The sequence below is a fragment of the Enemella dayhoffiae genome, assembly GCF_002250625.1.
In the GTDB taxonomy this organism is placed as follows: Bacteria; Actinomycetota; Actinomycetes; order Propionibacteriales; family Propionibacteriaceae; genus Enemella; species Enemella dayhoffiae.
In genome coordinates, this window is record NZ_NMVQ01000001.1 from 444,229 (window position 1) to 463,823 (window position 19,595).

A 19,595-nucleotide genomic window follows, 5' to 3' on the forward strand; every position below is an offset into this window, starting at 1 on the left:
TCGGCGGGGGATCCGCCGGATGACCACAGATTTGGGGAGTGACGGGACGATGACGGACGAGGTGCGCGAGATCATCATCGTGGGCAGTGGCCCGGCGGGATGGACCGCAGCGGTGTACGCCGCCCGGGCCGAGCTGCGACCGCTGGTCGTGGAGGGGGCCCTCGAGGGTGGCGGTGCGCTGATGAACACCACCGAGGTGGAGAACTTCCCCGGCTTCCCGACCGGGATCATGGGCCCGGACCTGATGACGAACATGCGCGAGCAGGCCGAGCGGTTCGGTGCGGAGATCCTCACCGAGGACGCCACCCGGCTCGACCTGACCGGCGAGGTGAAGGTGGTCGAGACCGATTCGGGCACCTACCGCGCCAAGGCGGTGGTGCTGGCCACCGGTTCCGGCTATCGCAAGCTTGGGCTGCCGGATGAGGATCGGCTCTCCGGTCGTGGCGTGTCCTGGTGCGCCACCTGCGACGGGTTCTTCTTCAAGGACAAGGACCTGGCGGTGGTCGGCGGCGGTGACTCGGCGGTCGAGGAGGCCACCTTCCTGACCCGGTTCGCCCGATCGGTGACCCTGGTGCATCGCCGCGACGAGCTGCGCGCCTCCAAGATCATGGCCGCCCGCGCGCACAAGAACCCGAAGCTGTCCTTCGCCTGGAACTCGGCGGTCACCGCGATCCACGGCGACACCTCGCTGAGTGGGGTGACGCTGACCGACACCGTGACCGGCGAGACCCGGGAGCTGCCGGTGCAGGGGCTGTTCATCGCGATCGGGCACGACCCGCGCTCGGAGCTGCTGAAGGGCCAGATCGAGCTGGACGAGAACGGCTACGTGCTCTGCGAGGGGCGGTCCACCCGGACCAACCTGGCCGGGGTGTTCGCCTGCGGCGACCTGGTCGACCACACCTATCGGCAGGCGATCACCGCCGCCGGGTCCGGCTGCGCGGCCGCCCTGGACGCCGAGCACTACCTGGCGATGATCGCCGACCAGGCCCAGCCGGAGCTGGACCGCGAGGTGGCGGTTCCCTGAGTCCGCGGCCCGATCGGGGTGGGAGCTGAGCGGGCCGGGATTGGCCCGACTTGCGGTCAAGGGGCACACTTGACAGGTCCAACAGACCCCGACCGGGAGTGAGCATGGCCGTATCCGAGGTGACCGACGGCACCTTCGACGACCTCGTGCTGCGCTCCGACCGGCCGGTCCTGGTCGACTACTGGGCGGAGTGGTGCTCACCGTGCAAGCAGTTCGCGCCGATCCTGTCCGAGTTGTCCGACAGTTTCGGCGACCGGATGGAATTTCTGCGCCTGTACACCGACGACAACCAGATCACCCCGGCCCGCTTCGAGGTGAAGGGGCTGCCCACGGTGCACATCTTTGTCGCCGGCGAGCTGGTGCACAGCCTGCAGGGCGCCCGGACCAAGTCGACGATCACCCGCGCCATCGAGGAGTACGTCTGACCCATGGCTGACGATCGAACCCCCACCGGATCCACCCCCTGGTCCCCCGGGCAGAACCCGCGCGCCCTGCAGGACACGCCGGAGCGTACGCCCGAGACCGCGGAACTGCCCGGCCTGGCCGGTGAGGACGAGCCGCAGGCGCGCAGCAACGTGCCGGTGAAGGTGATGATCATCGCCCTCGTCGCGCTGCTGGCCACGCTCGGCGTGGTCGGCTATCTGGTCACCCGCGGCACGGCCCCCACCCCGCCGGCCGCCACCCCGCTGGCACCGGAACCGACCGGCGTACCGGAACTGCCCGTCACCGCCGGCTCCTATTCCCGCGATCCGGGCAACGTGCAGGCCCCCCCGGAGTTCGGGGTCGATCGGAGCATCCAGACCACCAGCGCCAACTATCGGCAGAACGGCCAGCCGGCGCTGATCGCGGTGGCCGCCCGCCCGGTGAACGACGGGCGTACCCTGCTCACCCAGATCAAGACGAACGCGATCCGTCAGGTCGGCGACGCCTGGTGCGGCCGGATGGCGAGCAACGATCTCGACGTGTGCGTGCTGCGCCGCGGTACCACCGCTCTGCTGGTGGTCGGGCTGCGCAGCCAGCCGGTGAACGAGCTGGTCGCCGCGGGGCGGGACCTGCTGAGGGACACCAAGTAGCCCTTCGACCGGCTCAGAGAACCCTTCGATCGACTCAGGGAACGTCAGCTCTCGTTGGGCCAACCGGTGTAGGCCTCGGCGACGTAGGTCTGGCCGGCCCGGTGCCGGGTGACGTATTCCTGCTCGCCGCGGCGGCGCTGCTCGTCGAACGGGTTTGTCCCGGGCGGGGGCGTGTGCATCAGCTGGGAGAACCAGTAGGAGAAGTTCTGCGCCCGCCACACCCGCTCGATCGCGCGCCGCTGATATTCGGCGAACAGCCCGGGGTCGTCGGCCGCGACCGCCCGCTGCATCACCTCGGCCAGCACCTGCACGTCGGCCAGCGCCAGGTTGAGGCCCTTGGCTCCGGTCGGCGGCACGGTGTGCGCGGCGTCGCCGGCGAGCACCAGCCGGCCGTGGTGCATCGGCTGCTGCACGAAGCTGCGGAAGGGCAGCAGCACCCGTTCGGTGATCCGCCCGGTGATCAGCTCGAACCCGTTGCCGTTCACCCGCTTGGCGAGCTGGTCCCAGATCCGGTCCTCGGACCAGGTGTCGAGGTCGCTGTCCGGGTTGGCGGGGTCGGGCAGCGGGGTCTGCAGGTACATCCGCTGCAGGGTCTCGGTGCGCTGGCTGATCAGCGCGAACCCGTGCGGTGAGCTGGCATAGATCAGCTCCGGGGAGCTCATCGGTGCCTCGCAGCTGATCCCGTACCAGGCGTACGGGTATTCGCGGAAGAACCGTTCGGCACCCGGGATCAGGTCCCGGCAGATGCTGCGCGACCCGTCGGCGCCGACCAGGAAGTCGGCCTCGATCAGGCAGTCGTGACCGTCGGCGTCCACGAAGCGCACCTGCGGCCGCTCCCCGGACAGGTCGCACGCGGTGTCGCGTACGCCGAAGCGCACGTCCCCGCCGTCGCGGTCGCGGGCCGCGGCCAGGTCGATGAAAACGTCGGTCTGCGGATAGAGCCAGACCGAGGCGCCGACCAGCGCTCGGAAGTCGATCCGGTGACCCTCGCCGTCGATCCGCAGTTCGACCCCGTCGTGCTCGTAGCCGTCGGTGCGATAGCGCTCGGACACCTCCTCGTCGCTGAGCATCCGGACGGTGCGGTCCTCCAGGATGCCGGCGCGGTGGGTGCTCTCGATCACCGCGCGCGGGCGCAGGTCGAGGTTGATCGCCGAGATCCCGCGACGGTGCAGCTTGTGCGCGAGCATCAGCCCCGCGGGGCCGGCTCCGACGATCACGACCTGGGTGCGTTCTGGCTGCATGGTTCCTCCACTGCGCTGGGGCTCGGCACCACCCTGACACAACGCGTATGCCCAGTGGGCGGCGTCCGCGCCGGCGTACGCCCGATCGCGCTTTCTTGCTCTATCTAGACCTCGCACTAGAGTCGGCTAGCCAGCTCAATCGAACCAGTGACCCCTCTGCGCGATAGTTTTCTTATGCAAACTTTTGCGAAGGGAGACCAGATGATCGAGCGCGCGGAACTCGAGCGGGCCGGCCGGCTGATCGGGGCGGTGCGGCACGGGTTCGCCAGCAAGGTGGTGGGCCAGGAGCAGCTGAGCCGCTCTTTGCTGACCGGTCTGATGGCGGGCGGGCACATCCTGCTTGAGTCGGTGCCGGGTCTGGCGAAAACGCTCGCCGCCTCCACCCTGGCGTCCACGGTGCAGGCAGGGTTCGCGCGGATCCAGTGCACCCCCGACCTGCTGCCGTCGGACATCATCGGCACCCAGGTGTTCGACGCCCGCACCGGCGAGTTCGTCACCCAGCTCGGCCCGGTGCACCACCACTTCGTGCTGCTGGACGAGATCAACCGCTCCTCGGCCAAGACCCAGTCGGCGATGCTCGAGGCGATGCAGGAGCGGCAGACCACCATCGGCGGGGTCACCCACCGGCTGCCGGAGCCGTTCATGGTGCTGGCCACCCAGAACCCGATCGAGGAGGAGGGCACCTACGTCCTGCCTCAGGCGCAGATGGACCGGTTCCTGCTGAAGGAGATGGTCGACTATCCGCACCCGGCCGAGGAGCTGGAGGTGCTGAACCGGATCGAGTCCGGCGCCCTCGACGAGCGGGCCACCGACGCCGTCCTCGGCCCCGCCGAGGTCGGTTTCCTGCGCGAGCTGGTCGGCCGGGTCTATGTGGACCAGGCGATCAAGCGCTACATCGTGGAGCTGGTCAACGCCACCCGGCACCCGCAGCGAGTGCTCGGCGCGGAGCAGGGCGGCTATCTGGAGTTCGGCGCCTCCCCGCGCGGGGCGATCGCGATGCTGCTGGTCTCCCGGGCGCACGCACTGCTGTGCGGTCGCGACCACGTGATCCCCGACGACGTCCGGGTGATGCGGCACCAGGTGCTGCGGCACCGGTTGGTGCTCACCTTCGAGGCGGTCGCCGACCGGGTCCGTCCGGAGACCCTGGTCGACGCCCTCTTCGCCGCCGTCCCCACCCCGTGAGGTCGCCATGGCGCTGCTGACGAAGGTGAAGACGCGGATGGCGATCCACGCCCACCGCAAGGTGCGCGGGCTGCTCGACGGGGCGTACGCCTCGTTGCACTCGGGGCGCAGCATGGACTTCCACGATCTGCGCGAATACGTCGCCGGCGACGAGGTGAGGGACCTCGACTGGAAGGCGTCGGCCCGCCGCGGGGAGCTGCTGGTGCGCCGCTATGTGGCCGATCGCAAGCACACGATCAGCCTGGTCGTCTCCACCTCCCGGTCGATGGCCGGCCACGCGGATCTGCAGTCCAGCAAGCAGGAACTGGCGATCATGGTGGCCGGCATCATCGGCTGGCTGGCGGTCAAGCACGGTGACCGGGTGCTGCTGGTGGCCGGCAACTCCGCCGGCTGCCGGCTCACCCGACCGGGGTCCACCGAGATCGCCCTGGAGCGGATGTTGCAGCTGGTCCAGCAGGGGTGCACCGAGTCGGCTCCGTCGGCGGATCTGACCGGTCTGCTCGGCCACGTGGTGCGCACGGTGCGCCGCAGCACGATCCTGCTGGTGATCTGCGACGACGTCGCCCTGGACGCGGCCAGCGAACGGCAGCTGCGCCGGCTCCGCGCCCAGCACGAGGTGCTCTTCGTCACCCTCGCCGATCTCGACCCGACCGCCCCCGAGCTGCGCCAGATCTTGTTGTGGGAGGTGGATTCCGGGCAACCCGGTGTCGATTTCCTGACCGATCCCGCGCTGCACGCCGAGTTGGCCGAGGCGACCGTCGAGCGGCACCGCCAACGCCGAGAGACGTTGGACCGGCTCGGCATCGCCAGCGAGCACGTGACCGGCGCCGAGCAGGTGGTGCCGGCGGTGTTCCGGCTGTTGGAGAGGCACCGTCATGCGACCCGGTGAGGCCGAGGTGTTCGCGCCGGTGGCGTACTCCCCCCTGTGGTTGGTGCTCGGTGCCTCGCTGCTGCTGGCCGTGCTCGGCTGGCCGCTACTGGCGCTGTGGCTGACCCGTCCGCGACGGGTACGCCCGGCCGCGCCGACCCCGCCACCGGACCCGGCGGAACTGCGGAGGCGTACGCTCGCCGAAATTTCCCATGTGCACAGCGAACACGCGGCCGGTCGGATCACGGCGCGGGAGGCGCAGCAACGACTCTCGCGGGTGGTCCGACGGTTCGGCGGGCGCGCCTCGGGCGTACCCGCCGACACGATGACCCTGGCCGAGCTCGCCGCGGTGATGCAGCGGGACCCGCGACTGGCCGAGCTGACCGACTATGTGGCACTGCTGCACCCGCCGAGCTTCGCGCCGAGCGAGAGCGGGGACGTGCCGGCGGCCTGTGCCCGCGCCGAAGAACTGGTCGCCCGCTGGGCCGACCCGCATCCCGCACAGGAGGGACGACGATGAGCCTCACCCATGGGTGGATCCCGGTGCTGGTGCTGGCATTGCTGGGCGCCGGCTGGTTGTGCTGGCGCCGCCGGAGGGCCGCAACGCCCACCAGGCAGGGGATCGCGGCGGCCAACCTGGACCGGGTCCGCAGCACCCGCCGCTTCCGGGAGCTGGCCCGCGCGGCCCGTCGGCGCGCGCTGGTGCTGCTGATCGCGGCGGCCCTGCTGGTGGCCGGCGGGACGCTGGCCGCGTCCCGGCTCGCGGCGGCCAGCAGCACCGACGACCCGCAGCACCGCCGCGACATCATGCTGTGCCTGGACGTGTCGGGCTCGATGCACGATGTGGACGCGGCGATGCTGCGCTCATATGCCGATCTGGTGCGGCGGTTGCGCGGTGAGCGGATCGGGCTGACCATCTTCGACTCCACCGCGGTGTCGGTGTTTCCGCTGACCGACGACTATGAGTTCATCGAGCGGCAGCTGCGCCGGGCGGCCGAGCGGATCGACGCCTCCGACCAGGACTTCCTCACCGGCACCCGCGAGGGGAAGGGGTCCTCGCTGATCGGCGACGGGGTGATGTCCTGCCTGGACCGGTTCGACCGGGGCGATCAGAGTCGTTCCCGGACGATGATCCTGGCCACCGACAACGACCTCTCCGGAACCCCGCTGTTCCCGCTCAGCCAGGCGTTCGACCGGGCCGTCGAACGCGGCGTGGTGGTGCACGGGATCGCCGACGCCGACTCCCCCGACGTGGCCGCCCTGCGGGTCCAGTCCCAGCGCACCGGTGGGCAGATCTTCCTGCTGGGTGACGAACCCGGCAGTGCGGCGGTGGTGGACGCGATCAACTCCGGTGACGCCAGCCGCACCGACGGACTCCCCCGCGCCCGGGTCGCCGATCTACCGCTACCGGGGGGAATCCTGCTGGCGTTGGGATTGACGGGCCTGCTGGTGGCCACCGCCGAACGCCGATCGCTCGGGAAACGAAAGGGGGAGCGATGAGTGTGCATCCGATCTGGCCGGTGCTGGTGGTCGGACTGGTGGGCACCGGATGGGCCCTGTGGCGGCTGCGCAGAACCCGTGACCGGGCCGGGTGGCGGCGGCTCGGCCTGGCCGTGCTGGTGCTGCTGATCGGCGTACGCCCGGTCGTGGGCTCCGCCGCCGGCGAGGCCGCCGCGAGCACCGCCGACGTGGTGATCGTGATCGACCGCACCACGTCGATGGGGGCCCTGGACCACGCCGATGGCAAGCCGCGGATGGACGGCGTACGCTCCGACGTTCGCGCCGTGGTGAAACGGTTTCCGGGCGCGCGCTTCGCGCTGGTCACCTTCGACAGCGGTGCGCGGGTGGAGATGCCGCTGAGCAGCGACGCGGGGGCGGTGGTCACCCTCGCCGACACCATCATCGTGCAGAACTACACCTATTCCGCCGGCAGCAGCATCTCCCGCCCGGTGGAGCTGTTGACCGGAATGCTCGCCCAGGCACAGAAAGCCGCACCGGAGCGGCAGCGCTACGTGGTCTATCTGGGCGACGGCGAACAGACCAGCGACGAGACACCGGGTTCGTTCGCCGAGCTGAAACCTTTTCTGGCCGGTGGGGTCGTGCTGGGTTATGGCACCGTCGCCGGCGGCCGGATGCCGACCGGCTATGGGCGCGACAACTTCGTCTACGACCCCGCCGGGCACGGCGACGCGCTGTCGAAGATCGACGAGGGCAACCTGCGCACCATCGCCGACCAGCTCGGCGTTGGCTATCAGCACCGCACCGGCGACACCTCTGCCCTGCAGCTGAACCCGAAACGCACCGCGCTCGGGCTCGGCGACGGGCGGGTGCACTCCGGGGTGGAGACCTATTGGGTGTTCGCGCTCGGCCTGCTCGGCCTGGCGCTGTGGGAGCTGTGGCGCAGCGCCACGGCCTACGCCCGACTGCGGGAGGAGCTGCGATGACCAGGCGCCGACGACTGCTGCTGCTCAGCGCACCGGTGTGGTTGCTGGTGCTGCTGGTGTCGGTCAAGCTGCTCACCATGTCGCTGGACAACCAGACCGGGCGACGGGCGTACGCCGCCGGTGAGCACGAAACCGCAGCCTCCGCGTTCGACCGGACCAAGGTGGTCAACCTGGCGGAGCCGTGGGTCGCGCCCTACAACCGCGGCACCACCGCCTATCAGCAGCGACACTTCGACCTGGCCCGCGACGACCTGACCGAGGCGCTGCGGCTGGTGCCGGCCCAGCACGACTGCCGGGTGCGGCTCAACCTGGTCGCCACCCACGAGGCGATCGCCGACGGGCTGGCGGCGACCGGACAGCACCAGGCGGCGCGGCAGGCGTACGAACAGGGGTTGAGCGTGCTGCGGGCCGGCCGCTGCGCGGACCGACAGCCCACCCCGTCGTCGACGCCCACGAAGTCGCCCTCGGCGTCCCCCTCGAAGACGCCGTCGAGGACCCCGTCACCCTCGCCCTCGGCCAGTCCCAGTCCCGGCGGATCTCCCACCCCGCAACAGAACGAGCCCAACGAGGAGCAGCGCCGCGAGCAGGAGAAGCAGCGCGCCGACGAGGCCGATCCGCGGATGGAGCAGAAGCGCCAGGAACAGCAGCGTCAGGAGGGCCGGGCCAGCAACCGGCCGAGCTACACCCCGCGGCCGGAGCCGACACAGAGCCAGGATCCGCGCGACAGCGAGAGCCGCAGCCAGGAGCTGGATCAGCGCAACAGCGACGCCCGCAAGGAGCGGCAGAAGGACCAGGATCGGGAGCAGCGGCCGAAGGGTCCCGACGTCAAGAAGCCGTGGTGAGACTCAGTTGGCCGCGGCGACCGCATCGGGATGGTCGGCGATGTACTGCTCGATGATCTCGTCCATCCCCGCGTCCGGCTGCAGACCGAGGGCCGCCGAGCGGGAGTTGTCCACCCCGCGCGGCCAGGTCTGCACGAGCGCCTCGATCACCGGATCCGGTTGCAGGGTGACCCGATCCGCGACCTCGTCGCCGGCGATCCGGCGCAGGGCGGTGAGCATCTCGCCGACGGTCACCGCGATACCGGGCAGGTTCACCGGAAGCCGTCCGGTGAGTTGTCCGGGCTCGGTGCCGCGGGTCGCCTCGGCGACGGCGAGGATTCCTTCGACGGTACGCCTCGGCGAGGCGAGCAGCACCCTCAGGCCGGGGTCGACCGGGCAGGTGGCGGGCTCCCCCGCGAGGGGTTCGCGGATGATCCCGGACAGGAAGCTGGAGGCGGCGGCGTTGGGACGACCCGGGCGTACGCTCACTGTCATCAACCGGGCCACCCGAGCGTCCACGAACCCCTTGCGAGTGCAGTCGGCGACCAGGTTTTCGCAGATGAACTTCTGGATCCCGTAGCTGCCCTGGGGCAGCGGCAGCACCGACTCGCTGATCACCTCGGGCAGCGGTAGCGCGTCGTCGCCGCCGTAGACGGCCAGCGAGGAGGAGAAGAACAGCCGTACCAGCGGACCGCCGCCCTCGTGCTGGGCCCGGCACGCGTCGAGCACGGCGCGGGTGACGTCGACGTTGGCGCGCATGCCGAGGTCGAAGTCGCGCTCGCACTCACCGGAGACCGCGGCCGCCAGGTGCAGCAGGACGTCGACCGGTTCGGCGAACAGTTCGGGCAGGGTGTCGGCCAGATCGCCGCCCACCGAGGACACCCGCTGCTCGCCGGCGAACGGGGAGAGCTCCGGCACGAACCGGTCGGCGAGCAGCACCTGGTCGATCGCGCGGCCGTCGAACTGGCCGCGGTCCAACAGTTCCCGGGCGACGGCGCTGCCGAGGAACCCGTGACCGCCGGTGATCACGATGCGCATGGAGTCAGCCTAGGTGGCTTCGACAGGCTGAGCCACCGTTACCGCGTCAGCCAGCCGTGCGGCGGGAGCGGGGGCGATCGACCAGGGCGGTGACGAGGCCGGAGACGAGGCTGATCACGATGGCACCGAACACGGCGGCCCAGAAGCCGGACACATGGAAGCCGAGACCGAGGTTGCCGGCCAGCCAGGAGGTGAGCAGCAGCATCAGCGCGTTCACCACGAGCAGGAACAGTCCGAGGGTGAGCCAGATCAGGCAGCCGGTGAAGAACTCGACGATCGGCTTCACGAACGCGTTGACCAACCCGATGATCACCGCGACGGCGAGCACGGTGCCGATCAGGGCGGGGGTGCTGCTGCCGCGTACGTCGATCCCGGGGACGAGGAGGGCGGCGACGGCGACGGCGAGGGCGGTGGCGATGACTCGAATGGCGGTACGCATGCCTCCAGCCTGCGTGGTGAACCGCTTGCGCCCAATCGGGAACCGCCCGGGTCCGTCCCTGAGGTGGGCAACCCCTCAGTCGGACAGGGTGGCGGCAGCGCGGCGGACCAGGTCGACCGCCGGCCGATGGTCACCGCGCCGTCACGCCAGCACCAGTCGGCTGGGCGGCAGGTCGAGGACCGGCACCGCAACGATCCCGGGCCGGGACAGGAAGGGGGCGCTACCGGCGGCCACCAGACACACTCCGACCCCCGCTGTCACCCCCTCGGCGGTTGCCTCGATGCTGGAGACGACCCCGCCGATCCGCGCCGGACGGGTACGCCGATCGGTCGCCAACCAGAAGTCCCGCAGCGGGCCGGCGCTCTCCGGCAGGGCCAGGAACGCCTCGTCCTCGATCTGGGCCCAGGTGAGCTCGGTGGCGGTGGACAGCGGGTGGTTGCGGCACAGTTCACCGGAAACCTGACCGCGACCGAGATCGAGCTGGGTGACGCCACCGTGCGGGAACTGGACGAACTGAGCCGCGTCGAGCTTGGTCTCCCGCACGACTTCATCCGTAGCTCGGACTGGGCCAACGGGGGCCTGCGCGACCGGATCCGCCTGCCAACCGGCCGGCGGGAGGTGGGCTGATCCCGGCGCCGCCAAGTCGGCCGCGCTCCCTTGACCGGTCGGGCCGGCAGGACGACGATCGACCCATGACCGCCACCGGCACACCCGAGTTGTCCACGATCCTCGCCCAGGCCCCCAAACCGGTGGCCGATCCCGGCCGGCGGGCCGAGATCCGGGAACTGCGGGAGCGGCAGGGTCGGCGTACCGTCGCCCTCGACGACGACCCGACCGGGTCGCAGAGCGTGCACGGTGTCGAGGTGGTCACCGTGCTCGAACGAGGCGAGTACGCCGCAGCCCTCACCGAGCCGGGGGCGACCGCGTTCCTGCTGACCAACTCGCGCAGCCTGCCGCGCAACGTGGCCGAATCGCAGAACTTCAAGCTGGGTGAGGGAATCTTCGCCCTGGCGATGCAGGGCGACTGGCCGGTGGACGTGGTCAGTCGCAGCGACTCGACCCTGCGCGGGCACGTGCTGACCGAGGTGAACGCCCTGGACCGGGCGCGCGCCGAGGCGTACGGGAGCGGGTTCGACGGGGTGCTGCTCGTGCCGACCTATCTGGAGGCGGGGCGGTTCACCGCGGGTGACGTGCACTGGGCGATGGTCGGCGGAAACCCCGTCCCGGTTGGGGAAACCGAGTTCGCCCGGGACAAGACGTTCGGTTATCGCTCCTCCAGCCTGGTCGACTTCCTGGCCGAGGTGAGTGGCGGTGAGCTGGGCGGGGACCGAGTGCGGTCGTTGTCGCTGGAGTTGATCCGCTCCGGTGGGGTGGACGCTGTCGCCGACGCCCTGCGCTCGACTGCTGAGCCTGTCGAAGGGCCACGTCCTGAGCCTGTCGAAGGGCCGACCTGGTTCGTGGTGAACGCCACCGACTATGCCGACCTGGAGACCGTGGCGCTGGCGGTGCACCGGGTGCAGGCCGAGGGGCGCAGCTTCCTGTCCCGGTCCGGCCCGAGCTTCGTCCGGGCACTGAGCGGCATCGAACCGCGCGAGGTGCTCACCGCCGAGGACATCTGGCCCGACGGGCGGACCGGCGGCGGTCACGGCCTGCTCGTCGTCGGCTCGCACGTCGGGCTGACCGGCCAGCAGCTGGCGAAGGCGCGGGCCCGCGGCGGACTGGTCGAGGTGGAGCTGTCGGTCCCCGAGCTGCTCGGCGACGACGCGACCGCCCACGTGCAGGCGACCGCCGGCCTGGTCACCCGGGCGCTGCAGCACAGCGACGTGCTGCTGCTGACCAGCCGGGAGGTGATCTCCACCGACGATCGCGAGGAGTCGCTGGCGATCGCCCGGACGGTCTCCCAGGCGATCGTCGACGTCGTGCAGCAGGTACGCCGGGCCGAACCCGCCTGGGTGGTCGCCAAGGGCGGGATCACCTCCCACGACGTGGCGGTCAGGGGACTGGGCATTCGCCGGGGAATCGTGCTGGGGCAGCTTTTCCAGGGGATGGTGTCGGTGTTGCGTGCGGTGGATGCACCACAGGAGGTGGTCGGCGTGCCCTATGTGGTGTTCGCCGGAAACGTGGGTGATGAGAACGCACTCGCAGATGTGCTGCGCAGGTTCAGCCAGACGACGGAGCAGGGAGGCAAGTGATGAGCCAGCCGCGAATCGGTTGGATCGGGCTGGGCGCGATGGGCGGTCCGATGGCCGAACAGCTTGCCCGCAACGGGTTTGCGGTGACCGGCTTCGACCCTGCCGTCCGCGGCCGCGACGGCGTTTCCGACGCGGCGGATGCGGCCGCCGCGGTCACCGACGCCGAGGTGGTCGGACTGATGGTCGCCACCCCGGCCCAGGTGCACGCGGTGCTCGATCAGGTGATCGACACGCTCGCCCCCGGCACGGTGGTGGTCGTGTTCGCCACCATCGGCACCGAGGCCGCCGAGCAGGTCGCCGCCCGGCTGGCCGAGCGCGACCTGGCGATGGTGGACGCCCCGGTCTCCGGTGGGTCGGTGCGGGCCGGCACCGGTGAGCTGCTGCTGATGGTCGGCGGCGACCCGGTGGCGCTCGAGCGGGCTCGGCCGATGCTGGCTGCGCTCGGCACGGTGCACGTGGTCGGGCCGCAGTCCAGCGACGGGCAGCGGCTCAAGCTGGTCAACCAGCTGCTCTGCGGCGTACACGTCGCGGTGGCCGGGGAGGCGTTGGCGTACGCCGAGGCGATGGGCCTGGATCCGCGGGTGTGCTGGGAGGTACTGCGCGGCGGTGCGGCCCAGTCGTTCATGTTCGCCGACCGGGGCGCGCGCATGCTGGACTATCCGGAGGTGCCGGTCTCCTCGGCGGTGGACATCATCGCCAAGGATCTGGGGCTGGTCGCCGACGCCGCGGCGGGAGTCAACCAGCCGGTTCCGCTGGCGGCGGCGGCCCTGGACCTGTTCCGCTCCGGACAGGCCGAGGGGCTGGGGCGTACCGACGATTCGGCGATGGTGGAGGTGGCCCGCCGCGCCCGGACGGCCGGCGAACCGGCGCCGCCTGCCTAGCCTCCTCAGACGCCGTAGGGGCAACCGGGCTCGGGTGGGCGGGTCAGGGTGTCCGTCACGCCGCGGCGGCCTGCCCGAGCCGGGCGGACTCCAGCAGCAGCATCTCGCGGTGCGCCGCGAACAGGGCCGCGCGCTGCGACGGGTCGGCGGCGAGGAACTGTCTGATCTGGGCGAGGGAGAGCCCGGCGCGCTGAGCCCGCTGCACTTCCGCGGCCAGCGCCAGATCGGTGTCGCGGTAGCGCCGGTGGCCGAGCCCGTCCCGCGCGGGCACGAGCACGCCCTCGTCCTCCCAGTGCCGCAGCACGTGCGCGGCCACACCGAGCTCGCGGGCCGCCTGGCCGACGGTCTTGCCTCCAGGTCGACCTGAGGGCTCGTCGTCGTTGGCATGCGGATACACAGCAACTGCAGGCGTTGGGTGTCGACCCGCGTCCGGTGACCGACCTCGCGCTGACCCATCTCGACGTCGACCATGTCGGCGGGATCGTGGATTCCCCGTCGGCCAAGGTGCACCTCTCCGCGACCCAGCTGTCGCTGATCACCCCGGCGCTGCGGCGTGACCTGCTGGACCGACTGCACCCCGCTCAGTGGGACCACGGCCCTCGCTGGACGCCGCACGTGCTGTCCGAGGCGTACGCCGGGCGGCCGACGGCCCGGATCGCCGACGGGGTCCGGCTGGCTGCCCTGGACGGCCACCTGAGCGGGCACTGCGGCGTGGTCATCGAGCGGCCCGGACGCGGCGAGCTGATCCACGCCGGGGACGCCATCTTCAGTTCGCGCACCGTGTCCGGCCGCCCGGCACCGCCGGGGCTGGCGTTGTTCGAACGTCACCTGCGCACCGAACGGGCGGCCTGGGCGGACAGCCGGCGCTGGCTGCGGGAGCGCCACGCGCAGGGGTGCGAGATCGTGTCCGCCCACGAGCCGGGTCCCGGACCCGGTTGACGGTCGCGGCGGTCAGCTCAGCCGACAGGCGTACGCCGACGGTTCACCAACCAGACCGCGCCGGCCGCGACCAGCAGTCCGCCGCCGAGCCCGCCGACGCCGAGGGCGATCCAGCGGCGCAGCGGCAGCTGACCGGAATCCACGCCGCGGATCTGCTCGCCCCCGAAGTCGGGGACGCCGGTGACCTCGCCACCGACGCGCGTGGTCAGCGTGTAGTCGACCCGCAGCGGGCCGGCCAGCCTGTCCGGGGACAACCAGAGCGCCACCAGATAGCGGCCGGCGAGGAAGGGTTTGCTGCCACTGCGCGAATAGGCGCGCAGTGCCACCGGTTCGGTGACGGCGTCGAAGGTGTCGGCGTCTCCGGTGAGCGTGGACACGGTTTCCTCGGCCTCGCCCAGGTCGGGTCCGAGCACCCCGATCCCGAACTGCGGTCGCTGGTCGGACACGGCCGCGACGGCCTCCGACGGCGCGATCTGGGCCTGCACCTGCAACCACTGGCCCCAGTCGACCGGGACGCTGAACACGTGCACGGTTCCCGAGTCGAGGGAGAGGCGATAGCTGCGGGTCGACTGGATCGAGGCGGGTGCGGTCAACGTGCCGGGGGTCACCCTGCCCTGTTCACCGGTCGGCAGCTCCTGGGTCTTCGGCGGCGGCAGGGTGGCCGGCAGGTCGTTCAGGTTGCGCACCTCGGGCACCTCCAGGACCCGGACCAGGGCGGGCGCCGGTTCGTTGTTGCGGGGCATGTCGGTCAGGTCGGCACGCTGCACCTGGACGAGCATCCCCGGCTCGGGGGGACAGCCGTCCAACGCGTCTCCGCTGACCCCGATCACCGCGCCACCGCGGGAGGGTCCGAAGTTGCTGTTGTGCAGGCAGGTGCGGTTCTGGGCGCGGCTGGTCTGGATCGAGAAGCCGTCGTGCGCCATTCCCGGCGGCTGCATCGCCGCCCCGACGATCAGTCGGCCGCTCGGCGTGGTGCGGTTGGCCCGGAAGTAGCGGTTCCGGTCGATCCGGTCACGGGCGTTGCCGAGGGTGGTGGTGCTGTCCCCGAGCGGGAGCGGTTCGGCCGCGGCCGGATCGGTGGACCCGGCGACCTGCCCCGGCGCGGCGGCCGCCACCGGTGCCCCGCCGAGGGCACCGCCGAGCAGCAGTCCGGCCGCCGTCGCCGTCGCAAGCACCCGGCGTACCGACCGGACGCGGCGACCGGGGGCTGGTCCGGCTGGTGCGGGAGTCACCGCGCCATTGTTCCGCAGCAGCCGGTGGATTCGGGCTCGCGGCTGGCATGCTGGCGGACATGGGTGAAGTGTTCGGCGGGCGATTCGAGCTGGTCGACCCCATCGGCGCGGGCGGCGCCGGCAGTGTCTGGCGGGTCTGGGACTGGAAGCGGTCGCAATATTGCGCAGCGAAGGTGATGAAGCAGTCCGACTCCACCGCCCTGCTGCGGTTCATCCGGGAGACCGGGACCCGGATTGATCACCCCCACGTGGGCGCTCCGACCTCCTGGGTCGGTGAGGACGATCGGGTGCTGTTCACCATGGACCTGGTCACCGGCGGCTCGGTGGCGACCATGATCAACGACTATGGTCGACTGCCCGACTGGTTTTCCATGATCATCACGGACCAGTTGCTCGAGGCGCTCGCCTCGGTGCACGCGTCGGGGCTGATCCATCGGGATGTGAAGCCGGCCAACCTGCTGCTCGAGGCGACCGGGACGGGCCTGCCGCGGGTCCGGCTCGCGGACTTCGGGATCGCCGCCCGCGGTGACGACCCGCGACTCACCCACACCACCGAGGTTGTCGGTACGCCGGGGTACATGTCCCCGCTGGCGCGGATGGGCGTCGATCCCGAACCTGCCCAGGACCTGTACGCCGCAGCGATGGTGCTGGCGGAGATGCTGACCGGTCGCCGGCCGACCGAGACGGAGCCGCCGTTCGACCTGTCCGATGTGGACTGCGCGCCGGAGCTGGTGACGCTGACCGAGCGGATGGCCGCCGACTCCGGGCACGGGTTCGACAGCGCCGAAGCGGCCCGGGCGTCGCTGCGCGGTGTGGTGGCTCGGCACGGCGCCGGTGACGAACCGGTCGAGGTGTTCGACCAGGTCGGCCCACTGCCCCCGGACTGGGGCCCGCACGGTCCACTGTCGCGCGACGGTCAGACACCCGCGGGTGGGTGGGCGCCGGGTACCCCGATCACCGGTCCGCAGCCGGTGCTCGCCGGGTCGCCGGTGAGTCAGCCGTACGCGCCCACGGGGGCGCACCCGTGGACTCCGGCCGGGTCGGCGCCCGGACCGGTGCAGCAGGGTACGCCGGGGCGTACCGCGGCGGGAGCGGGACTGGCCGCGCGGCGGCGTACGCCCCGCTCGGTCTGGGTGTTGGGAATCGCCGGACTCATCTGTCTGCTGGTGGCCCTGGGCCTTGCTATCTTCTGAGCCGATGTTTGCGTCCGCAAAATGTGGGAGGGCCGATGCAGCGTGGTGAGGCCGAGGTGTCGCAGACGCGTGCCCGGCAGATCGAGCTCTATGGTGAGCCGCTCCAGGACGTGCTCGGTCGTTGCTCCCGCTCGTTGCACCTGACCCAGGCGCGCATGTCCGAGCTGCTCGGCATCTCGGCGCCCATGCTTTCGCAGCTGATCAACGGGCATCGGATCAAGATCGGCAACCCCGCCGCCGCCCAACGGCTGCAGTGGATGATCCGGATCGCCCAGCAGGTCGACCAGGGCGTCACCGCTCTGCCGGCCGCGCTGGAGGAACTGCACCGCAACGCCAAGGCCTCCGATGTGCTCAACGCCCCGCCCAGCGGGACCGCCCGGCGTACCCGACACCTCGCCACCGAGATCCAGGAGGTGTGCCGGCAGACCGCCGCCGCCACCGATTTCGTCGGTGCGGCGGAACTGGTCCGGGAGCGTTATCCGGAGATCGCGGAGTTTCTGCTGATCTATGGCGCGGAGCGCGCCGATCGCGCGATGCGGCACACCGACCAGGTCCTGCGAGGCTGAGTCGAGTCCCGCATTCCCTGTGTGGGTGTGATTTCTCACGTTTCCTTAGACCCGGCTGAGCAGCGCCTCAAAGCATCCGCCGGGGTGTGGACAGGTGACTGGTGGGCGTGGATATAGTCAAATCCACTGCAAGGTATGTACGACTCCCGGCCAGAATCAGCCCCACGTGAGGAGCATCATGACCAGCGAAAACCACCACAACGACATCGATTCCCTGCTCAACGCCACCGTCTATGACAAGGACGGCGACAAGGTGGGTGGTGTCGGCCAGCTCTATCTCGACGACGACACGGGGCGTCCCAGCTGGGTGACCGTCTCGACCGGCCTGTTCGGAACCAAGGAGACCTTCGTTCCGCTGCAGGACGCGACCTACACCGACGGCGAGATCCGGGTCCCGTATGACAAGGCGCGGATCAAGGACGCCCCGAACCTCGATGTGGATGAGCACCTGACCCCCTCGGCCGAGGCGAAGTTGTACAGCTTCTATGGCGTGCAGGAGCGGAACCGCGAGAAGTCGGCCCAGAGCGAGGAGCAGCAGCGGCTGCGTCGCCACGACCGCCACGGCGGGACGGGTGCCGCGGCCGGAGCCGCGGGTGCGGCCGGTGCTGCTGGTGCTGCGGCGGGTCACCATGATCGTGATCATGACGGGCACCGCGATGGCGGGATGAAGGAGCGCCTCGACCGCGACAACGACGGCCGCCTCGACTCCGACGACCTTCGCGGCCGCGACCGCGATCATGACGGGCACCGCGATGGCGGGATGAAGGTCGACCGCGACAACGACGGCCGCCTCGACTCCGACGATCTCCGCGGCCGCGACCGCGATCATGGGGGCCTCGGACACCAGGGCGACGCCCAGGGGTACGGCAACGCCGGCCAGCAGGGCGGCCTCGGACACCAGGGTGACGCCCAGGGGTACGGCGACGGCGGTCACCAGGGCGGCCTCGGACACGGTGGCGACGCGCAGGGCTACGGCGGCCAGGGTCAGCAGCACGGCGGCCACGGTGCGGCCGGGGCCGCTGCCGGTGCCGCTGGTGCCGCTGGTGCCCCCGGCCTGGGAGCTGCCGCCGCCGGCGCGGCTCACCACGGCCAGCAGGGACAGCACGGTCAGCAGGGCATGGGCCAGCAGGGCATGGGCCAGCAGGGCATGGGCCAGCAGGGCGGCATGGGTCAGCAGGGTTACGAGCAGGGCGGCATGGGCCAGCAGGGCGGCATGGGTCAGCAGGGCGGCATGGGTCAGCAGGGCGGCATGGGTCAGCAGGGTTACGAGCAGGGCGGCATGGGCCAGCAGGGCATGCAGCAGCCCGGGATGGGTCAGCAGCAGCCCGGGATGGGTCAGCAACAGCCCGGGATGGGTCAGCAGCAGCCCGGGATGGGTCAGCAGCAGCCCGGGATGGGTCAGCAGCAGCCCGGGATGGGTCAGCAGGGTGTCGGCCAGCAGGGCTACGAGCAGGGCGGCATGGGCCACCAGCAGCAGGGCGGCGTCGGCCAGCAGGGCATGCAGCAGGGCGGCATGGGCGGCGCGGCAGGCCAGCAGGGCATGGGCCAGCAGGGTCAGCAGGGTGGCCTGCAGGGCCGGATGGACCGCGACGGCGACGGCCGCCTCGACGCCGGTGACCTGACCGGCCAGCATGGCCAGCAGGGCCAGGGCGAGCAGGGCGACAAGCACGGTCTCGGTGGCACTCCGGTCAGCGACATGGGCCCCGGTGGCCAGGGCGGCCAGGGTGGTCAGGGCGGCCTGAAGGGCAAGCTGGACCGTGACGGTGACGGCCAGATCCGCGACGACCTGCCCGGCGGCGGTCGCTGAGCCGCAGACCCGGCGTACACCTCGAACGCCCCGGTGCCCACCGCACCGGGGCGTTCGTCGTCTCCGGATGATCGCCTGACAGACTCTCGCCATGGAAGCGCGGGAGTTCTGGAGTTTCGTCGACCGAGCGAGCACCCGGCTGGCCGACCAGGGTGACGCGACCGACCCGACCGCCACCCGGCTGTTGCTCACCCTCAACCGCGCCTCGGCGGTGATCACCTATGACCTGGAGTCGTCCATCCACCGGCCGCGCGGCCGCTCCTGGGCCGCGTTCCGACTGATGTTCGTGCTCTGGCTCGCCGGGCCGCTGGAGTCGAAGCGGGCCGCCGAGCTGACCGGGCAGAGCCGGGCCGCCACCTCGAACCTGACCACCCCGCTGGAGGCGGCCGGAGTACTCACCCGCAAGACCGATAACCATGATCGCCGATCGGTGACGCTGACGCTGACCGAGGCCGGCCGGGCCGAGATCACCGAGCTGTTCGCCGAGCACCACCGGCGCGAGCAGCAGTGGGCGCAGGCGCTGACCCCCTGGGAACGCGAGACCCTGACCGGGCTGCTGGAGAAGTTGATCATGAGGACCGACATCACCATCCGTGGCCGGACCTGACTCGGACCGCTGACAAGTTGTGTGATCGGCGCTACACTTTGATACATT

General features: G+C 71.0%; 22 protein-coding genes. 16 read left to right on the top strand and 6 right to left on the bottom strand.

What is annotated here, in order from left to right:
• Positions 1-19 precede the first annotated feature (19 nt).
• From trxB to CGZ93_RS02155, 3 genes are all read left to right on the top strand, one after another.
• Positions 20-1,024 carry a thioredoxin-disulfide reductase gene (trxB, locus tag CGZ93_RS02145; RefSeq protein ID WP_229117136.1) on the top strand — a complete coding sequence of 335 codons (1,005 nt, stop codon included), beginning with the start codon at positions 20-22 and terminating at the stop codon, positions 1,022-1,024.
• Between the two features lie 104 nt (positions 1,025-1,128).
• Positions 1,129-1,449 (top strand): thioredoxin family protein, encoded by a 321-nt coding sequence (locus CGZ93_RS02150; RefSeq protein ID WP_094362476.1) that lies wholly within the window; start codon positions 1,129-1,131, stop codon positions 1,447-1,449.
• 3 nt (positions 1,450-1,452) lie between these two features.
• Positions 1,453-2,097, top strand: a complete 645-nt coding sequence (locus tag CGZ93_RS02155) for a hypothetical protein (RefSeq protein WP_094362477.1) — start codon at positions 1,453-1,455, stop codon at positions 2,095-2,097.
• Between the two features lie 44 nt (positions 2,098-2,141).
• On the opposite strand, the gene CGZ93_RS02160 is transcribed toward CGZ93_RS02155, so the two are convergent.
• Complete coding sequence (locus tag CGZ93_RS02160; protein WP_094362478.1) at positions 2,142-3,338, bottom strand: 4-hydroxybenzoate 3-monooxygenase; 1,197 nt, start codon at positions 3,336-3,338, stop codon at positions 2,142-2,144.
• A gap of 201 nt (positions 3,339-3,539) precedes the next feature.
• Between CGZ93_RS02160 and CGZ93_RS02165 the strand changes: the two genes are divergently transcribed.
• From CGZ93_RS02165 to CGZ93_RS02190, 6 genes are read left to right on the top strand one after another with little or no spacing between them, the layout of a single operon-like run.
• Positions 3,540-4,520, top strand: coding sequence for an AAA family ATPase (locus CGZ93_RS02165; protein WP_407643912.1), 981 nt, complete (start codon positions 3,540-3,542; stop codon positions 4,518-4,520).
• A gap of 7 nt (positions 4,521-4,527) precedes the next feature.
• Complete coding sequence (locus CGZ93_RS02170) at positions 4,528-5,409, top strand: DUF58 domain-containing protein (protein ID WP_094362480.1); 882 nt, start codon at positions 4,528-4,530, stop codon at positions 5,407-5,409.
• Positions 5,396-5,908 carry a hypothetical protein gene (locus tag CGZ93_RS02175; protein ID WP_094362481.1) on the top strand — a complete coding sequence of 171 codons (513 nt, stop codon included), beginning with the start codon at positions 5,396-5,398 and terminating at the stop codon, positions 5,906-5,908. The genes CGZ93_RS02170 and CGZ93_RS02175 overlap by 14 nt, the downstream gene beginning before the upstream one ends.
• Entirely contained in the window at positions 5,905-6,888 is a 984-nt protein-coding gene (locus CGZ93_RS02180; RefSeq protein WP_094362482.1) for a VWA domain-containing protein, read from the top strand. Before CGZ93_RS02175 ends, CGZ93_RS02180 begins: the two co-directional genes overlap by 4 nt.
• Positions 6,885-7,832 carry a vWA domain-containing protein gene (locus CGZ93_RS02185; protein ID WP_094362483.1) on the top strand — a complete coding sequence of 316 codons (948 nt, stop codon included), beginning with the start codon at positions 6,885-6,887 and terminating at the stop codon, positions 7,830-7,832. The genes CGZ93_RS02180 and CGZ93_RS02185 overlap by 4 nt, the downstream gene beginning before the upstream one ends.
• The gene (locus CGZ93_RS02190) at positions 7,829-8,674 is read left to right on the top strand and encodes a tetratricopeptide repeat protein (RefSeq protein WP_094362484.1); all 846 of its coding nucleotides are present in this window, start codon (positions 7,829-7,831) and stop codon (positions 8,672-8,674) included. The genes CGZ93_RS02185 and CGZ93_RS02190 overlap by 4 nt, the downstream gene beginning before the upstream one ends.
• A gap of 3 nt (positions 8,675-8,677) precedes the next feature.
• Here CGZ93_RS02190 and denD read toward each other — a convergent pair whose 3' ends face one another.
• The 3 genes from denD to CGZ93_RS02205 form a co-directional block, all read right to left on the bottom strand.
• Positions 8,678-9,691, bottom strand: a complete 1,014-nt coding sequence (gene denD / locus CGZ93_RS02195) for a D-erythronate dehydrogenase (protein ID WP_094362485.1) — start codon at positions 9,689-9,691, stop codon at positions 8,678-8,680.
• A gap of 46 nt (positions 9,692-9,737) precedes the next feature.
• Entirely contained in the window at positions 9,738-10,130 is a 393-nt protein-coding gene (locus CGZ93_RS02200) for a phage holin family protein (protein WP_094362486.1), read from the bottom strand.
• A gap of 141 nt (positions 10,131-10,271) precedes the next feature.
• On the bottom strand, positions 10,272-10,673 hold the full coding sequence (locus CGZ93_RS02205) for a LysR family transcriptional regulator substrate-binding protein (protein WP_176451599.1): 402 nt from the start codon (positions 10,671-10,673) through the stop codon (positions 10,272-10,274).
• Between the two features lie 149 nt (positions 10,674-10,822).
• Between CGZ93_RS02205 and CGZ93_RS02210 the strand changes: the two genes are divergently transcribed.
• Together CGZ93_RS02210 and CGZ93_RS02215 are read left to right on the top strand one after the other, a co-directional pair.
• The gene (locus CGZ93_RS02210) at positions 10,823-12,322 is read left to right on the top strand and encodes a four-carbon acid sugar kinase family protein (RefSeq protein WP_094362487.1); all 1,500 of its coding nucleotides are present in this window, start codon (positions 10,823-10,825) and stop codon (positions 12,320-12,322) included.
• A complete protein-coding gene (locus tag CGZ93_RS02215) occupies positions 12,322-13,203 on the top strand; it encodes an NAD(P)-dependent oxidoreductase (RefSeq protein WP_094362488.1) in 882 nt (293 codons plus the stop codon). The genes CGZ93_RS02210 and CGZ93_RS02215 overlap by 1 nt, the downstream gene beginning before the upstream one ends.
• A gap of 55 nt (positions 13,204-13,258) precedes the next feature.
• On the opposite strand, the gene CGZ93_RS02220 is transcribed toward CGZ93_RS02215, so the two are convergent.
• Positions 13,259-13,600 (bottom strand): helix-turn-helix domain-containing protein, encoded by a 342-nt coding sequence (locus CGZ93_RS02220; RefSeq protein ID WP_094362489.1) that lies wholly within the window; start codon positions 13,598-13,600, stop codon positions 13,259-13,261.
• 35 nt (positions 13,601-13,635) lie between these two features.
• Between CGZ93_RS02220 and CGZ93_RS02225 the strand changes: the two genes are divergently transcribed.
• On the top strand, positions 13,636-14,142 hold the full coding sequence (locus CGZ93_RS02225) for an MBL fold metallo-hydrolase (RefSeq protein WP_229117137.1): 507 nt from the start codon (positions 13,636-13,638) through the stop codon (positions 14,140-14,142).
• A gap of 17 nt (positions 14,143-14,159) precedes the next feature.
• On the opposite strand, the gene CGZ93_RS02230 is transcribed toward CGZ93_RS02225, so the two are convergent.
• Entirely contained in the window at positions 14,160-15,374 is a 1,215-nt protein-coding gene (locus CGZ93_RS02230) for a hypothetical protein (protein WP_141211038.1), read from the bottom strand.
• A 59-nt stretch (positions 15,375-15,433) separates the two neighbouring features.
• On the opposite strand from CGZ93_RS02230, the gene CGZ93_RS02235 reads away from it, so the two are divergent.
• The 4 genes from CGZ93_RS02235 (at position 15,434) to CGZ93_RS02255 (ending at position 19,547) form a co-directional block, all read left to right on the top strand.
• The gene (locus CGZ93_RS02235; protein ID WP_094362591.1) at positions 15,434-16,567 is read left to right on the top strand and encodes a serine/threonine-protein kinase; all 1,134 of its coding nucleotides are present in this window, start codon (positions 15,434-15,436) and stop codon (positions 16,565-16,567) included.
• A 35-nt stretch (positions 16,568-16,602) separates the two neighbouring features.
• A complete protein-coding gene (locus CGZ93_RS02240) occupies positions 16,603-17,133 on the top strand; it encodes a hypothetical protein (RefSeq protein ID WP_094362492.1) in 531 nt (176 codons plus the stop codon).
• A gap of 178 nt (positions 17,134-17,311) precedes the next feature.
• Complete coding sequence (locus CGZ93_RS18175; protein ID WP_141211039.1) at positions 17,312-18,940, top strand: PRC-barrel domain-containing protein; 1,629 nt, start codon at positions 17,312-17,314, stop codon at positions 18,938-18,940.
• Positions 18,941-19,031: 91 nt separating this feature from the next.
• The gene (locus CGZ93_RS02255) at positions 19,032-19,547 is read left to right on the top strand and encodes a MarR family winged helix-turn-helix transcriptional regulator (RefSeq protein ID WP_094362494.1); all 516 of its coding nucleotides are present in this window, start codon (positions 19,032-19,034) and stop codon (positions 19,545-19,547) included.
• Positions 19,548-19,595: the final 48 nt, after the last annotated feature.

Excerpts from the sequence above, each read along its gene's own strand:
- trxB (WP_229117136.1), top strand. The coding sequence starts at position 20 with ATGACCACAGATTTGGGGAGTGACGGGACGATGACGGACGAGGTGCGC.
- CGZ93_RS02150 (WP_094362476.1), top strand. The coding sequence starts at position 1,129 with ATGGCCGTATCCGAGGTGACCGACGGCACCTTCGACGACCTCGTGCTG.
- CGZ93_RS02155 (WP_094362477.1), top strand. The coding sequence starts at position 1,453 with ATGGCTGACGATCGAACCCCCACCGGATCCACCCCCTGGTCCCCCGGG.
- CGZ93_RS02160 (WP_094362478.1), bottom strand. The coding sequence starts at position 3,338 with ATGCAGCCAGAACGCACCCAGGTCGTGATCGTCGGAGCCGGCCCCGCG.
- CGZ93_RS02165 (WP_407643912.1), top strand. The coding sequence starts at position 3,540 with ATGATCGAGCGCGCGGAACTCGAGCGGGCCGGCCGGCTGATCGGGGCG.
- CGZ93_RS02170 (WP_094362480.1), top strand. The coding sequence starts at position 4,528 with ATGGCGCTGCTGACGAAGGTGAAGACGCGGATGGCGATCCACGCCCAC.
- CGZ93_RS02175 (WP_094362481.1), top strand. The coding sequence starts at position 5,396 with ATGCGACCCGGTGAGGCCGAGGTGTTCGCGCCGGTGGCGTACTCCCCC.
- CGZ93_RS02180 (WP_094362482.1), top strand. The coding sequence starts at position 5,905 with ATGAGCCTCACCCATGGGTGGATCCCGGTGCTGGTGCTGGCATTGCTG.
- CGZ93_RS02185 (WP_094362483.1), top strand. The coding sequence starts at position 6,885 with ATGAGTGTGCATCCGATCTGGCCGGTGCTGGTGGTCGGACTGGTGGGC.
- CGZ93_RS02190 (WP_094362484.1), top strand. The coding sequence starts at position 7,829 with ATGACCAGGCGCCGACGACTGCTGCTGCTCAGCGCACCGGTGTGGTTG.
- denD (WP_094362485.1), bottom strand. The coding sequence starts at position 9,691 with ATGCGCATCGTGATCACCGGCGGTCACGGGTTCCTCGGCAGCGCCGTC.
- CGZ93_RS02200 (WP_094362486.1), bottom strand. The coding sequence starts at position 10,130 with ATGCGTACCGCCATTCGAGTCATCGCCACCGCCCTCGCCGTCGCCGTC.
- CGZ93_RS02210 (WP_094362487.1), top strand. The coding sequence starts at position 10,823 with ATGACCGCCACCGGCACACCCGAGTTGTCCACGATCCTCGCCCAGGCC.
- CGZ93_RS02215 (WP_094362488.1), top strand. The coding sequence starts at position 12,322 with ATGAGCCAGCCGCGAATCGGTTGGATCGGGCTGGGCGCGATGGGCGGT.
- CGZ93_RS02235 (WP_094362591.1), top strand. The coding sequence starts at position 15,434 with ATGGGTGAAGTGTTCGGCGGGCGATTCGAGCTGGTCGACCCCATCGGC.
- CGZ93_RS02240 (WP_094362492.1), top strand. The coding sequence starts at position 16,603 with ATGCAGCGTGGTGAGGCCGAGGTGTCGCAGACGCGTGCCCGGCAGATC.
- CGZ93_RS18175 (WP_141211039.1), top strand. The coding sequence starts at position 17,312 with ATGACCAGCGAAAACCACCACAACGACATCGATTCCCTGCTCAACGCC.
- CGZ93_RS02255 (WP_094362494.1), top strand. The coding sequence starts at position 19,032 with ATGGAAGCGCGGGAGTTCTGGAGTTTCGTCGACCGAGCGAGCACCCGG.